The organism is Mucilaginibacter ginkgonis (genome assembly GCF_009754905.2).
GTDB classification, from domain to species: domain Bacteria; phylum Bacteroidota; class Bacteroidia; order Sphingobacteriales; family Sphingobacteriaceae; genus Mucilaginibacter; species Mucilaginibacter ginkgonis.
Window position 1 is genome coordinate 1,163,054 of the sequence record NZ_CP066775.1, and the last position, 14,761, is coordinate 1,177,814.

Here is a 14,761-nt window from a genome sequence, read left to right on the forward strand (position 1 = left end):
TGCTATTTTAGTTCAAATTTTATAGATGAAACCGGTATCTATTATTACGGTAAACTTCAACCAAAGTTACATTACTGAGCAGCTTTTGGCCTCTATCAATGTAACAAATACATATACAGATGTCGAGATCATCGTTGTAGACAACGGCAGTAAGGATAACCCTGTACCTCAATGGCAGCAGCAATATCCTGATATTAAATTCATAAGGTCTGACATCAACCTGGGGTTTGCGGGAGGCAACAATGTAGGCGTGAACGCTGCTAAAGGCGATTATTTATTCTTCGTAAATAACGATACTGAATTTACTCCGGGTCTTGTCCAGTCGCTGGTAGAAGTAATGGACGGTGACGATTCCATAGGCATGGCATCACCTAAAATATTATACTATGACAAGCCGGATACCTTGCAATACGCGGGTTTTACACCGATGAACTACTATACCTGCCGTAATGAGACCATCGGGAAGTTTAAGAAAGATGACGGGCAGTATGATGATAGGTTAGGCCCAACTGGATATGCCCATGGCGCCGCCATGATGGCCCGGCGCGAGGCGGTTGAAAAGGCAGGATTAATGGCCGAAAATTTCTTTTTATATTATGAGGAGATGGACTGGTGCGATAGGATAGCGCGTGCCGGCTATGATATCTGGTTTGTACCGCAGGCAGTGATATATCATAAAGAGTCGGTCTCTGTTGGGCGCGCCAGCGGGTTGAAAGAATATTTTATGAATCGCAACCGCATATTGTTCATACGCCGGAATGCTCCACTTTTAGCACGGATCTTTTTTTATTTCTATTTTACGCTGGTCGTAGCTCCACGTAATATTCTTAACTATATAAAGGCAAAGCAAAAAGGATTTACTTCGCTATTGTTTAAAGCCATGTGGTGGAATGTTACTAACAGCACTAACAGTTCTAATCTTGGTTATCCCATCGCCCGATAATGAAATTTACACTTTGGCTTAGTCTCTTCATTGTTTTTTATGCCTTTTTTGGATACGGCATTTTACTTTTTATTATTATAAAGATTAAACGCGCTATTAAAGGCAAGCAGTTGCCACCTGAGGTTAACTATGCCGATTATCCAACCTGTACGCTCATCATCGCGGCTTATAATGAGGAGGCATTTATTGTAGAGAAGATACAAAACACGCTTGAGCTGGATTACCCGCATGGCAAACTGGATATTATCTTCATCACCGACGGCTCGACAGACCGCACCCCGGAGTTGGTTGCCGCCTATCCGCAAATACGTTTAGAGCATCGCGACGAGCGTAAAGGTAAATTGGCAGCTGTCCACCGCGTGATGCATACCTTAGGTACCGACGTTGTTGTCTTTACTGATGCTAACACCTTTTTAAATGTTGATGCAATAAAAAAAATCTGCCGTCATTACGCGGACCCGAAGATTGGAGCAGTAGCAGGAGAGAAGCGTGTTCACATCGATGAATCTGCCGACGCGACTGCTGGCGAAGGTTTCTACTGGAAATATGAGTCGAAGTTAAAGACGTGGGATTTTGAATTGTACTCGGTTGTTGGCGCTGCGGGTGAGCTGTTTAGTCTGCGCATAAATCTTTACCGGGAGGTGCCGCCGACAAGCATAATAGAAGATTTTATGACGTCGATGTGGGTGGCCGCAGATGGTTACCGTGTTGCTTACGAGCCCGAGGCTTACGCTACAGAAAATGGATCTGAAAGCGTACGTGAAGAATTAAAGCGCAAAATAAGGATCGCAGCGGGGGGTATGCAGTCAATCATTTGGCTTAAGCAATTGCTAAACCCCTTCCATATGCCGGTGCTTACCTTTCAATATGTAAGTCACCGCGTCTTAAGATGGACAGTTGTTCCTTTTTTGATGATCCTTGCCTTCCTACTCAACGCATTGATCGTAGCCAGCGGATACGACAACACCGTTTATGATGTGCTGATGATAGCGCAAATACTTTTCTATTGTATGTCAATTTTGGGTTGGCTGCTGGCCGCAAGGCAAATAAAAGTGAAGATATTATTCATTCCCTACTATTTCTGTATGATGAATTACGCGGTTATCCGAGGGATATTCCGTTATTTCTCGGGCAAGCAAAGTGCTGTTTGGGAAAAGGCTAAACGAAAATAACCATGTCATTAAAAGATAAGATCAAAAATAACCCGGCGCTAAAAGCCTTTGTGCACCGCTTGTTAATAGCCAAGGGCGAGGCGCGGCCGCGACTTTGGGTACAATGGTTTGTTAATCCATTTGTACACAAAAGGGGTAAGGGATCTAAAATAAGGCGTCGTACACGTTTGGATGTTTTGCCTTTCAATAAGTTCGAGTTAGGCGAAAACTCTACCATAGAAGATTTCTGTACCATTAATAACGGCGTAGGCGACCTTTTTATCGGAGACAACAGCCTCATTGGAATGGGCAATGTCGTCATTGGCCCTGTAAAAGTGGGTAACAACGTGATCTTTGCTCAAAACGTGGTAGCCAGTGCTTTAAACCACGAGTATAGGGATGTAGACGTGCCTATCAATCAACAAAAAATATTAACAAGTCAAATTACCATTGAAGATGATTGCTGGATAGCAGCAAACTCGGTGATAACTGCGGGGGTCACAATTGGCAAGCACAGTGTCGTCGCCGGCGGAGCTATAGTAACCAAAAGCGTACCCCCTTACAGCGTTGTCGCGGGTAACCCGGCTAAACTAATCCGGCAATATAACTTTGAAACTCAGCAATGGGAGAAGCCGAAAGCGGAATAATTCTCTAAACGTTTTCCTTTTGCAATAGCGCAGGGATCGTTTTAAAGATAAGGCGCAAATCATTCTTAAGGCTGTGGTTCTTTGCGTAGACGTTGTCAAGCATCAGACGTTCTTCTTCGCTCATTTCGCCTTTACCACGTTTCTCCACCTGCCACAAACCTGTAATACCTGCAGGCGCATTAAAGCGCATAGCATACTTATCCGTAGTTAACTTTTCAGCTTCGTATAACGGTAAAGGGCGGTTGCCCACAATGCTCATGTCACCAATGAATACATTCCACAGTTGTGGTAATTCATCAATACTTGTATTACGGATAAAGTTACCTATACGGGTAATACGTGGATCATTCTTCAACTTAAAGAAAGCCGAACCGCCTGCAGTTTTCTTGTTAGACATGTAGTCTTTTTCGCACCACGTGTTTTTGTCGGTATAAATCGGGAACTGGCATTTTCCGGCAGACAAACAGTCGTTACACAATACCTGCGTAATGGTATTTGCACCATTTGCACGTGGGGTGGCACCCTGCGGCGCGTTCGCATTATATTGGTTTAAATGGGTAAGGTCTTTTAACCGCTGATCCGCGTTTACAAACATCGACCTAAATTTGTAAAATTTAAATACACGGTATCCCGAACCAACACGCAGCGAATAATAAAATGCAGGCCCGCGGGATTCTAACCTGATGAGGATATAAACGATTAGGAAAACAGGTGACAGCATCAGTAATGCCAATCCCGAAAAGAAGACGTCGAAAATGCGTTTACCTGTTGGAATGGTATATTGCTCTGTTACTTTATCATGGTCCAGTGTTTTAACAGCCTTCCAGTTAGCGATCAGGAAATTAATCCGCAGTTCAAGTTTGTTGATCTTGATCGGTAGTCTGAAGGCATCACCTATACCGGCGTTTAAGGCTAAGCGGCGTAGATTATCATTTAACTGAGAGCATATCAAAAAGAAAGGAACATTAGGCAATCCTTTGTTTTTTAAGCCTTCTTGTAGTGTAATACCCGATGGGGCAAGTATTTCGCTTTGCGATATAATGGCAACGATATTCAGCCTTTTGTTTTCCCAACTGCTCACCAATTCAACACCATTATTAAAGCCAACCAAAGCGCGCCCGCCAAAATCGCAGGTGCTTAACATCAGCACTACTTCTTCAGATGCATGTATTACCGCAATTGTTTCTTCGATCCCCGGCGCAGCTGCTTTAATGTCGGTCATACAATATTAGAAACTTAGTTTTCCGATACGTCGTAATAAGGCCCTTATGCGCGCTTCTACTTCGGCAGGGTTAAATGGCTTCACAACAAAATCGTCTGCGCCGCTGTCCAGGCATTTAATGCGCATCTCTGAGCTATCTTCGCCTGAAAGGATGATGATTGGGATAGACTTAAAAAAGTCGCTTGCACGCAACTGCGCTATCAGTTCAAGGCCTGATAAATTAGGCGTATTTAAATCGGATATAATAAGGTCGGGGATGTTGCCGTTCTGCACGTATGACAGCGCGTCCATAGCAGTAGGGCAAATCTCGACGTCGTAGTTCTTGCTTAAAAATTTCTTTATAATGAGCTGCATGTACGCATCGTCTTCAACAGCTAATATCCGTGTACGTTCGGTTTCCGGTAGACTCATAAAAACATTACCAAGTAAGCGGCAGGGCGCTTAATGCTGATCAATGATAGTTTAATATATTACGTAATTATATCAAATTGTTTTAACGTGCGAAAATTTCTTTCACACATTAACTGAAAATTCTTTTCAGCCTTTTCCACACCGCTTTACCCAAACCGCCGTCTATTTGTATCCTGCGGTCGGTAGTCCATACAATAGCCCTTTTGCTGGTCACTTTATATAGTTTCCCAAAACCTTTGTTTTTTAACTTTAAGGCAAGCCATCCATCTTCGTTAGTTCCCGGCGGGTGGTTAAAACCATCTACCTGCAAACCATGTTCGCGGCGAAAGCCCGAATTAAAACCGTAAACATTTACAGCTTCTGTTTTAAAGAGTGTATTATAAACCCTTGTCAGGTCTGCAATATATTCATAGAAGAAATAGGTAAACCTGCCGGTGTTGCCAATCGGGATAAAAGAAAACCTGCCGTAGGTGATGGCATATTTATCGCTATCGGCCAACGGCTTTATCATTTCCTCTATCCAATACTTGGGATAAACCGTATCGCCATCAGCGTTAAGGATATATTTACCTGTAGCGTTGGCCAGGCCGGTGTTGCGGGATACAGTAATGCCTTGTGTTAACTCGCGCACGCAGGTAACACCACAAGCGTTAACTAATTCCTCTGTTTTGTCTTTAGAATTGTTATTAACCACAATGATCTCTACACTGCGGTTTGTTATATTCGTTGCCAGCGAGCAAAGCGTTTGCACAATAGTTTGCTCTTCGTTATAAGCGGGGATAGAAATAGTAACCTCTGGTGTGCCGCTTTTGCGCAGTTTCTGGTAAGCTGCCTTCACTTCAGCCGGGTCAATCGTCCCGTTGATATAGCGGTTTAAGTAATCAGGAATTTGTACCGGCCTCATTTACTGTGCAAGTTAGCAAAGCACCACGAAAAACAAAACATTGGTACTTATTGGGCACGTTCCTCTAATAGAAATCGTAACAACGGCGGGCGCCCTGAAATTTACCCCAAGTGTCATTCCTATTACCTAAGGTAGTTTCATAGCCGATGCTGCCTTCTGTTGTACCGCTCGTATTTGTATAGTTGAGGCGTGTGGTACTTGCATCATGGCTGATACCAAAACGCAGTTTCTCGCCGCCATCTCTGTTGATGTACAGATCAAATATAAAAGATAACACTAAAGCGCTCGGCCCGTCATAGCCAGAACTTTTGCGGTACCAAACGCCCGCGTTTACACCACGCCTTTTATATTGCATGCCCACGTTTATCGAATTAGAGGTCGCCTCCTTATAATACACAACAGAAGGAACCACAGATGAACGCTCGTCGACATCTACATCGCCCCGCGACAGATTAAACAGGTAACTCACATGGGCGGTAGTACGTATAGGTAAACGTGATACTACCCCGCTAAAAGATTCGTCCGGGCGGTTAAGGTGCTGCAATGCGGTACCGATCATAAAATCACCCGAGACAAAATTTACACCTGCCCCGGCGTCAAAGAACATGCGGTTGCCATATAGTGGCGCTTCCGCTGCAGACACCGACCCGGGCATGTATCCGGTACGCGCGTCTATCTGGTCATTAAATACCAGTTTGCTAAAATCTATCACCCGGTTAGTCAAACCTGCCTGTAAGCCAAATGATAAGACGTAATCTTCGGAACCCACACTGTAAGAGTACGTGGCTGCAACATTATTCTTAGTGAGATACGCTGTACCTTCAGTCCCGCGGTTAAAGATAAGCCCTATACCTCCGCCAAATTGGGGCACTTTGTAGTCTATCGAAGCCGAATAATAGTTGAATCCCGCGCCAATATTTGACCATTGGTTACGGTAGATGGCATTCATGCGCAGGTCGCCCTCAAACTGCCCGGTAAGCGCAGGGTTAAGGTATACCGGCATATTAAAAAACTGCGAATACATATGATCCTGCGCCGATGCGTAAAACGTCACCAGGAAAAATGCTATCGTTAATAAATATCTTTTCATCTATCTACTTTAATAAATGTATAACACCGGTATGTTTAGGCGGCGAGCCGTTATAAGACATACCCTTCCATTCGTTACCGTTTATAAAGGTTCCGGTTGCCTGCCATACATATACACCCTGAGGTAACGGCTGTCCATTAAATGTGCCATCCCACGATTCGGTAGGGCGGCCTTTCTCGTCCAGTTTTGTTGTTTCCCAAAGTAATTGTCCGTAATTGTTAAATATTTGCAACCGCCATGCCTTTAAGCCCGATCCTTTAATGTTAAATGTGCGCAGGTCTTCATGGATGCTGTTCGGCATAAACGCATTAGGCAGGTAAACTTGTCCAGGTACACCGGTTATCCGCACGTAATGCACTTTAGTACTGTCGCAGTAAATATTGCTGGCAGTAAGTGTAACCTTATAAAGGCCGGTGTCAGCATAGGTATGCTCAGGGTTGCGCTGGGTTGAGGTCGAGCCGTCGCCGAAATTCCATTTCCAGCTTACCGGATCGCCGGTTGACAGATCATTAAAAGCGAAATGATAATCAGGAATATTGATCACGCTATCCGGCCTGGCCACAAAATCTGTAATGGCCGATGAGTGTACTACGATGAGTTGTTCTTTACTTAGCGTTGCAGGGCAGCCCGTGGCATTTGTGGCAGTAAGCGTAACGGTATATGGCGAATGCTTATAATCATAGACGTGCGTTGGGTTGATTTCTGACGAATGCGGAGAGCCGTCACCAAAGTCCCAGTCATATTTAAGATCCTGCAACTCGCTTGTGCTTGGGTCTGTGGTCGCGTTTCTGAAATGAACTTTCAGGCTTTTACACCCTGTAGCAATATCAGGCGTAAACGCTACAGTTGGTTGATATAAAACATTGATAGTGATAGGAGCGGCAGCTGCATCGGCTGTACAACCGTTAGATGCATGCAGTACCACAGCGTAAGTACCACCTTTTGTAAAAGTGTGTGTTACAACGCCGCTGCTGGTAGTTACCAGATTACTTGTACCATCGCCCCAATCATACCTGTAACCTGTTACACCTGTACTATTATTATGAAAAGTAACTGTGAGCGGCACGCAACCTGTACCCTCGGTGCCATTAACCAGTAGCCGTGGGAACGCGTTATCAGCAGTAGCAGTTATTGTAAATGTTGGCGTCAGCGCAGTGCCGCATTCGCTTTGCGCCACCATGTATACTTTGTAATTACCAGGTTTCGGTATAGCAAACTGGGCGTCTGTCTTATCAGTTTTAACTAGTTTATTAAGCAAAGTGCCGGCAGCATCTGTCAGGAAAAACGTATAAGTCTGGTTTGTACCCGGCGAAAGGTTTTCAACATTAAGGGTGAATGGTGCACAGGTAAGCGTTTTATCTGGGCTAATAGCCGCAATGATTTTAGACGGTTTGACAGTAATAACCTGCGTGTATGTATTTACCGCGCAGTCATTGCTTACTTTTAAGGTAACAGTATATACTGAATCTTTGCCGTTGCTTTGGGTAATATACGTTTGCGCGGGCGGTGCTTTAAGTGTAGAGGTAACGCCATTGCCGAAATTCCACAAATATTTCACACCAGTTTCAGGAGTAGTTGTGTTGGTAAACGTTACCTCTAATTTGTTGCAGCCAACGTTATGGTCAGTGGTAAACGCTGCTTTGATATCTGTAACCTGGTCCTCTATAACTACCTCATCAAAACTATCCGCGCAGGGCACCGCACCTTTTGATGTCCAGCGGAAGGTGTATGTCTGGCCGGGTACCAGGCCATTTGCTGTTGTGTTGTAAGCGGTTGCATCGGCAAAAGAAACCCCTGTCTGGCCCGATGTCACTGTCCACAACCCTGTAGCTCCTTCGCCCAGATCGTTACCCTTTAACTTATAGCTGGTTTGTCCGCAAATGCGCTCATCGGCGCCTGCGTTTGCCGGCACTGTTGCTGGTTGCACGGTCACTGTTACTGTGGCCGAATTACCGGTGCAATTGTAAGCCGTAGCGCCATTAAGGGATGTTATGGTATAAGTAACTGTTGCCGGCGCGGTACCGGTGTTAGTAAGTACCTGTTGTATAGAAGTGGTAGCGACAGGTGTATTTTGGCTACTGAAACCTTTTATAGTATTGGCCGACGCCGTTGCAGTCCAGGTATATTTTGTGGTCGTTAGGTTCGATGTCAGGTTTATAGCTGTTGAAGACCCATTACAAATAACCTGCGTTAACGGTGTCGCCGTCATATTGGGGAGCGGCGCCACAGCAATAATATAGGTAAGCGGTGTGCCGTCGCAGCTGACACCATGCGGGGTGATCACATAGGTTACAGAAGCTACTGCTGTGCCGTTGTTGATGAGCAATTGCTGTATCTGGCCAGTGGTGGTCGGCGTAGTGTTACCGGAGAAGCCTGATAGTGAAGGATCTGAAGCGGTTGCCGTCCAGGTATAAGTTATGCCGCTAAGGTTTGCGCTCAAATTGATATTAGAAACGTCACCACTACAAACTGACGACGGGGCAGATCCTGTTACGCGCAGTTCGGGCTGGATAGTAATATCAACCGTTACCGGCTGGCTGTCACAGCCATCATTATGGGCAGTAATCGTATAAGTTATTGTCACCGGCGCAGTTCCTTTGTTCACTAACCTGTCAGCGATTGTATTTGTACTGACACCGGTTGTTGGTTGCGAGTAACCTGAAATATCAGCTGTAGCGCCGGTCACGGTCCATGTATAGGTAGCAGACGGTATATTCGACGCCAGATTAATTGCTATAGTATTATTACTGCAGACGCCGGGATTTGCAGCAGTGGCAGTGAGTGTTGGGATAGGGGAAATAGTAATGACCTTGGTGATCTGGTTACCTGTACAACCGTTGGCGGTAGGGGTAATGACATAAGTAACTGTCCCGGGCGCGGTGCCATTATTAACCAATACATCCTGTATCTGCCCCGAACCCGACGGCGTGCTGTTGGAAACAAACCCGGTGATATTAGCTGCAGATGCAGTTGCCGTCCAGGTATAAAAAGTTGTATTTAAGTTGCTGGTTAGTACAACAGCCGCTGGCGAACCACTGCAAACCTTTGTTGGTGCATTAGCGGTAATAGTAAGTTGAGGTTGTACAGTTAGCGTAACCACTTGCTGGCTTATACAATCTCCATTGTGCACAACAATAGTATAGGTTACCGTTGCTGCCGCAGTGCCGGTGTTGACCAGCACGTCGCTTATCTGAGTTTCTTGCGATGCCGTGGTGTGTTGTGTAAAACCTGTTAATGTACTCGCACTTGCCGTTGCCGTCCATGTCATGGTAGCTGCGGCAACGTTTGACGATAAACTTATCCCGGCGGGACTGTTACTACATAGGGTCGTATTGGCAGGTGTCGCGGTAAGCGATGGTGCCGCAGCAATAGTTACGGTCAATGTAAACGGCGTACCGTCACAACCATTTGCATGTGGCGTAATGGTATAGGTTACCGTCGCGTTAGTTGTAGGTGTGGTTGATGAAAGCTGATCTGTTATCGATGAACCCGAACCTGTCGAAGCAAAGCCTGCCGCGTTTACAGAGCCTGTTGCTGTCCATGTATAAGTGCTGCCTGTAACTGACGATGTAATGTTATAGTTAAAAGGATTGCCGTTACAAACACTCGCCGTAGCCGGGCTGGTGATCGTATTAACGGGAAATATCTTGAGTTGCTTAGAGTCAGACACCGTAGCGCAGCTGCCCACCAGAGTTGTATTTTGAGTGATGGTCAACATCACCGAACCTGCAGCAATATCAGCCGCTGATGGTGTATAAGACGAGTTGAAACTTTGCGGATCCGAAAACGTACCCGTGCCGCTGGTTGTCCATTGCGGAGGATTTGTCGCCGTTGACGAGTTGCTAAGCGCCGCAGAAACCGTGGCAACGCTTCCCGGGCATATCGGCAATATGGGGACTGTGGCTGTTATTGTTGGCGCGTTTTGGAAGGTAATATGTTGAGGCGCCGATGTGCTTACACTACAGCCATTGGTTTGTGTAACAGAAACGGTGTAAGTACCAAAATCTTTAAAGGTTATGGTTGGGTATTTACTTGTTGCAGAACCCGCGTCATACACGTATGCACCGCCCGTAACCGTCCACTGGTAGGTAGTTGGTAAGGTTTGAAATGTTCCCGTTAATGTAGTTTGCGTTTTGCTTCCGGCGGTAGCGTCAAACAAAAAAGTTTTGTTGGTGCCGCACACAGAAAAATCAGGCGATAATTGCGCAACCGGCGGGCCGTTTACATAAATGGTATCTACATATACGTTAGATGGGCAGGTAGCGCCCGTTGGCGGAGTGACCTGAAGTTTAACAACATATTTACCGGCCGTTATGAAGTTAAGTACAGGCGAGTGGCTGGCTAACGTGGTGCCACCTCCCATGCCAAACCCGGTATTTGGTGTTACGGTATAGCTATAAGTGTAGTTATTATTACAAACAGCATCTATAGTTGACGCGTCTGTAATAGTGACCGGGCCCGGGTTACAAACCGTATTTGTAGACAAGTTAAATTTCGCAACCGGGGCGTCCTGCACACAAACATTGATCACTTTATCTGCCGGGGTACAGCTTGCCGTGTTAGAGTTATCGTAGTGTATGGCTATAGTATGATTACCGTGGGTAGTAAATGTCCAGCTAAAGTTTGAGCCAGCCGCGGTGCCTGAGACCTTTACAACACCGTCTACCAGCCATGAATACCTGGCACTCGCGTCTGTACAGTTAGTGCCGCTGCCATTTTGAGACTGCCCCGGCGAAGACGTATTTTTCCAGGTTGCAGCCGTGCCTGTACAAACGTTATTGGGGCCTGTTAAGCTATTTGAAGGCGGAGCCAAAACTGCCTGTGATGTTACAATCGGTGCTATAGTATTACAGAAAGGTAAAGTTGCCGCAAAGCTAACGCTGTAAGCATTGTTTGCCTTTCCGCAGGAAGATTGGCTGTAGTTATGAGAAAAATTACCGTTAAGTGCCTTTATATCACAAAAAGTGTAAGTGTTTGAAGATCCGTCGCCCCAATTGATGGTGTAAAGCATCCCCGGGTAATTGCTTTGCAGAGAATTTATGTCCGTAACAAATAACGCGGCGGCAGTAGTAGCACCATTAGCTGTTTGCAGACAGACAGGGGCTTGTGCCTGGCTGCCAAAAATAGCTTTAGTTACGTTGTTTACAAGTACATAAGCCTTGGTACCAACAGATAGCGCCCCAGTAGCTTTTACAAATACAGTAAAATCGGTAGTACTTATGGCTGTAACAGAGCCATTCGCGTCAAGGTCAGTGGTATAAGCTTCATTATTGCCGGTATTATCGTTTATGAGCCTTAACGAGGTAGTAACGGCATTCGTAGATCCGGAGAGAAAATAAAACGATGACGATGGCTGGCCGATACAATTACCAAAGACCGGTTCGGGCGAGGTTGCTAACTGTGGCGTTGTGCTTGCCGCTGCGGTAACCGCGGCGCCCGGAATGATGCTGAAAGCGGCCGACCCTGTACCCGTACTGGCCGGACTTGAAGTAACAACCCTAACTTTATAACCAATGCCAGCCGGTGTGCTCGCAGGGATCACCGCGTTTATAAAAGTTGCAAAGGAGCCGTTGAAGTTAAGACCGCTATTGGTACCTATTGCCGTTTGCGTGGCAAAACTGCCATTCGCGTCAGAAAGATATAAGGTAAATTTATTCGATTTGTCAAGACAACTGCCTGTGGGAAGGGAAATCCTGACTGCTATAGAAGAGCCCGGTGTATAAGGCCCCGGATCAAGCTCGGTAATAGATACCTGCGCATAGCTGCTTAATGAAAGCAGCATAAGAATTGTAGACAGAAAAGCTAAACTAAAGCTCTTAAGCATTCGCAACGTACCTGTATAATTAATCAATAATTAAAAAAACCGGGACACCACTGTACCGGGGTATTGATAATCGTGACAGGTACCGGTGCCTTAATCACCGTATACGAGTTTTACTTCAATTAGGTTGCTACAAAGATGAAAATTATTATCCGTGAGGTAAAACTTTCTGCTCTAAATATTAACCCAAACGAAGTAATTTTACTTTTATTTTACAAGTCGGAAAGTTCTATCCTTCAAATTGTTACGCTGGCAATAAATTTAACCAAAGAACAAGTAGCCCACAAGAATAGCGGTGATTACTCCGGCCAGGTCGGCAAATAAACTAGCCGGCAAAGCGTAGCGGGTTTTCTTGATACCGATGGCACCGAAATAGAGGGCAATGATATAAAATATAGTATCAGAAGACCCATAGAGAATGCTTGATAAATGCCCAACAAAGCCGTCTGCACCCTTGCTTTTCATCAGGGATATCATCATAGCTTTAGCAGCCGCGCCGCTCATTGGCCGTACCAATACAATGGGTATCACGTCAACAAAACGGGTGTCGGGTAAAAAGAAATGAAACAGGTAACGGAAACCATCGGCCACAGCGTCTAAAATTCCGCAGGTGCGCACCAGGCTAATGGCAGCCAAAAGCCCGACCAGGTAAGGGATAATACGGACCGAAGTTTCGAAGCCGCCTTTGGCCCCTTCAATAAAGGTCTCAAAAACATTTACCTTTTTATACAGTCCGCCTAATACAAACAGGGTAGGGATAACCAGTAAGGTAACGTTGCTGAATACTTTGGAAACCAGGCTGATCTGCTCCCTCGACAAATATTCAGTAAAATAGAAAACCACGCCGCCTATAAATAGAGTAAGCGTGCCCAGCCAAAGCAAAATCACCCTGTCGAACAAGTTGATGCGCTGTTTAATGGCTACAATGATGAGACCTGTCATTGTCGACACATACGTAGCGATGATGATGGGAATAAAAATATCGCTTGGGTCTTTAGCACCTAAGATAAATCGCTGGGCGATTACCCCAACAGGCAAAAGAGTTAGACCCGACGCGTGGAGCACCATAAACATGATCTGCGCGTTTGAGGCTGTTTCTTTCTGCGGGTTTAACTCCTGCAGGCTTTCCATGGCTTTTATACCCATAGGTGTAGCGGCACTGTCGAGCCCTAACAAATTAGCCGAATAGTTCATTAGCATAGCGCCGTTAGCCGGGTGGTCCTTCGGCACTTCCGGAAACAGCCGATTAAAGAACGGGCCAACCAGGCGCGACAGGAAATTAATGGCACCAGCCTTTTCGCCAATATTCATAATGCCCAACCAAAAAGCCATTGTGCCTGCAAGCGGTAAGGCAAAATCCATCACAGACGCTTTTGTAGAATCGAACAGACCCTCAACCATCATTTTAAAGATGTCGGTGTCGCCGAAGAAAACGAGGCGTATAAGTCCGAAGAAAAACGCCACTACGAAAAAAGCTATCCAGATATAATTTAACGCCATATAATCTATTGGGCAGTTAATTTAATAGTTTTTATCGGATGAAGGCCAAAGTGTTAAAAAATCGCGTTGTCGTAACCAGCTTTCTTTGGTCATTTCAAGCTTGATTTCGCCGTTTGGATAATTTCCGATATGGCGCCAGCCCTGTAAACTGTAAAATCGCTCAGCACGGGTATTCGGCGCGGTTCCAAGAACGATGGCCGTAGCAGTTTCAGTAAAATACCAGTCGAGCATAAGTCGGTGCAGTTGCTTGCCGATGCCTTTTTGCGCAAACTCCGGATTCACAAATAAAGCCCAAACACAGTTGTCCTTTACATCTACTATCGAAAAACCGACCACTTGTCTCTGGTCTTCACATACCCATCCTTTTCCTTTTATCGTAAGGTAATACGCCACGTCGCTGTCTGTTACCAATGCCGGGTCGCTTAAGGTATTCTCCTTAACCAGGTGTCTTACTATTTGCATCTGCTGAATATCTTTCAGCTCTGCAGTTCTAAAAATCATATCGAAACTTTATTGGTGTACTTAACTTTCCTCATAAATGAGTCAAATACTTTTTGAAGATAGTTTTTTTAGTACGTTAAACACATTATCTCTTAAATTCGCAACAATCTAATCTACCGGTACAATGGCAACTATACAGCTTAAGAGAGTTAAAGGCGATTTTGGTTTCGATGCCAAAGACGAGAACGGGCATACCGTACGTATGGACAGCAGTCCGGAATCGGGGGGCTGGGACTATGGTGTCCGTCCGATGCAAATGTTGCTGATGGGCCTCGGCGGTTGTGCCGGTATAGACGTGATCAGCATTTTAAAGAAACAGCGCCAAAAGGTTGACGATTACAAAATGACTATCAGTGGCGACCGCGAGCCTGGTAAAGAGCCTTCACTGTGGAAAGATATAACAGTTGAGTTTCATTTATATGGCACTGTCGACGAAGATAAAGCGCACCGCGCCGTCGACCTTGCCATGAGCAAATATTGTTCTGTAGCTGCCACGCTCCAAAAATCGGGTACTAAAATCAAAACAAAGGTGTTTGTACATGCTACAAACGCTACCAAATAAATTTTACCA

11 protein-coding genes are annotated in these 14,761 nt (G+C 45.4%); 4 read left to right on the plus strand and 7 right to left on the minus strand.

What is annotated here, in order from left to right; genetic code table 11:
• The first annotated feature begins 25 nt into the window (after positions 1-25).
• The 3 genes from GO620_RS05385 to GO620_RS05395 are packed head-to-tail and all read left to right on the plus strand — an operon-like array spanning position 26 to position 2,741.
• Positions 26-943 carry a glycosyltransferase family 2 protein gene (locus GO620_RS05385; protein ID WP_157526610.1) on the plus strand — a complete coding sequence of 306 codons (918 nt, stop codon included), beginning with the start codon at positions 26-28 and terminating at the stop codon, positions 941-943.
• On the plus strand, positions 943-2,115 hold the full coding sequence (locus GO620_RS05390; RefSeq protein ID WP_157526609.1) for a glycosyltransferase family 2 protein: 1,173 nt from the start codon (positions 943-945) through the stop codon (positions 2,113-2,115). Before GO620_RS05385 ends, GO620_RS05390 begins: the two co-directional genes overlap by 1 nt.
• 2 nt (positions 2,116-2,117) lie before the next feature.
• Positions 2,118-2,741 carry an acyltransferase gene (locus GO620_RS05395; protein ID WP_157526608.1) on the plus strand — a complete coding sequence of 208 codons (624 nt, stop codon included), beginning with the start codon at positions 2,118-2,120 and terminating at the stop codon, positions 2,739-2,741.
• 4 nt (positions 2,742-2,745) lie between these two features.
• On the opposite strand, the gene GO620_RS17360 is transcribed toward GO620_RS05395, so the two are convergent.
• The 7 genes from GO620_RS17360 to GO620_RS05430 all read right to left on the minus strand — a co-directional run bounded on the left by GO620_RS17360 (position 2,746) and on the right by GO620_RS05430 (position 14,190).
• Positions 2,746-3,963, minus strand: coding sequence for a sugar transferase (locus GO620_RS17360; protein ID WP_157526607.1), 1,218 nt, complete (start codon positions 3,961-3,963; stop codon positions 2,746-2,748).
• Positions 3,964-3,969: 6 nt separating this feature from the next.
• Positions 3,970-4,374: a response regulator transcription factor gene (locus tag GO620_RS05405; RefSeq protein ID WP_157526606.1), complete on the minus strand. Its 405-nt coding sequence runs from the start codon at positions 4,372-4,374 to the stop codon at positions 3,970-3,972.
• 109 nt (positions 4,375-4,483) lie between these two features.
• Complete coding sequence (locus GO620_RS05410) at positions 4,484-5,278, minus strand: glycosyltransferase family 2 protein (protein WP_157526605.1); 795 nt, start codon at positions 5,276-5,278, stop codon at positions 4,484-4,486.
• Between the two features lie 64 nt (positions 5,279-5,342).
• On the minus strand, positions 5,343-6,368 hold the full coding sequence (locus tag GO620_RS05415; protein ID WP_157526604.1) for a PorP/SprF family type IX secretion system membrane protein: 1,026 nt from the start codon (positions 6,366-6,368) through the stop codon (positions 5,343-5,345).
• Positions 6,369-6,372: 4 nt separating this feature from the next.
• Positions 6,373-12,192: a PKD-like domain-containing protein gene (locus GO620_RS05420; protein ID WP_157526603.1), complete on the minus strand. Its 5,820-nt coding sequence runs from the start codon at positions 12,190-12,192 to the stop codon at positions 6,373-6,375.
• 258 nt (positions 12,193-12,450) lie between these two features.
• Positions 12,451-13,689, minus strand: a complete 1,239-nt coding sequence (locus GO620_RS05425) for a nucleoside recognition domain-containing protein (RefSeq protein ID WP_157526602.1) — start codon at positions 13,687-13,689, stop codon at positions 12,451-12,453.
• 21 nt (positions 13,690-13,710) lie between these two features.
• Entirely contained in the window at positions 13,711-14,190 is a 480-nt protein-coding gene (locus GO620_RS05430) for a GNAT family N-acetyltransferase (RefSeq protein WP_157526601.1), read from the minus strand.
• Positions 14,191-14,314: 124 nt separating this feature from the next.
• Here GO620_RS05430 and GO620_RS05435 point away from each other — a divergent pair, with 124 nt between their 5' ends.
• Positions 14,315-14,752: an OsmC family protein gene (locus GO620_RS05435; RefSeq protein WP_157526600.1), complete on the plus strand. Its 438-nt coding sequence runs from the start codon at positions 14,315-14,317 to the stop codon at positions 14,750-14,752.
• Positions 14,753-14,761 lie beyond the last annotated feature (9 nt).

Coding starts and splice junctions, on each gene's coding strand:
- GO620_RS05385 (WP_157526610.1), top strand. CDS start 26: ATGAAACCGGTATCTATTATTACGGTAAACTTCAACCAAAGTTACATT.
- GO620_RS05390 (WP_157526609.1), top strand. CDS start 943: ATGAAATTTACACTTTGGCTTAGTCTCTTCATTGTTTTTTATGCCTTT.
- GO620_RS05395 (WP_157526608.1), top strand. CDS start 2,118: ATGTCATTAAAAGATAAGATCAAAAATAACCCGGCGCTAAAAGCCTTT.
- GO620_RS17360 (WP_157526607.1), bottom strand. CDS start 3,963: ATGACCGACATTAAAGCAGCTGCGCCGGGGATCGAAGAAACAATTGCG.
- GO620_RS05405 (WP_157526606.1), bottom strand. CDS start 4,374: ATGAGTCTACCGGAAACCGAACGTACACGGATATTAGCTGTTGAAGAC.
- GO620_RS05410 (WP_157526605.1), bottom strand. CDS start 5,278: ATGAGGCCGGTACAAATTCCTGATTACTTAAACCGCTATATCAACGGG.
- GO620_RS05415 (WP_157526604.1), bottom strand. CDS start 6,368: ATGAAAAGATATTTATTAACGATAGCATTTTTCCTGGTGACGTTTTAC.
- GO620_RS05420 (WP_157526603.1), bottom strand. CDS start 12,192: ATGCTTAAGAGCTTTAGTTTAGCTTTTCTGTCTACAATTCTTATGCTG.
- GO620_RS05425 (WP_157526602.1), bottom strand. CDS start 13,689: ATGGCGTTAAATTATATCTGGATAGCTTTTTTCGTAGTGGCGTTTTTC.
- GO620_RS05430 (WP_157526601.1), bottom strand. CDS start 14,190: ATGATTTTTAGAACTGCAGAGCTGAAAGATATTCAGCAGATGCAAATA.
- GO620_RS05435 (WP_157526600.1), top strand. CDS start 14,315: ATGGCAACTATACAGCTTAAGAGAGTTAAAGGCGATTTTGGTTTCGAT.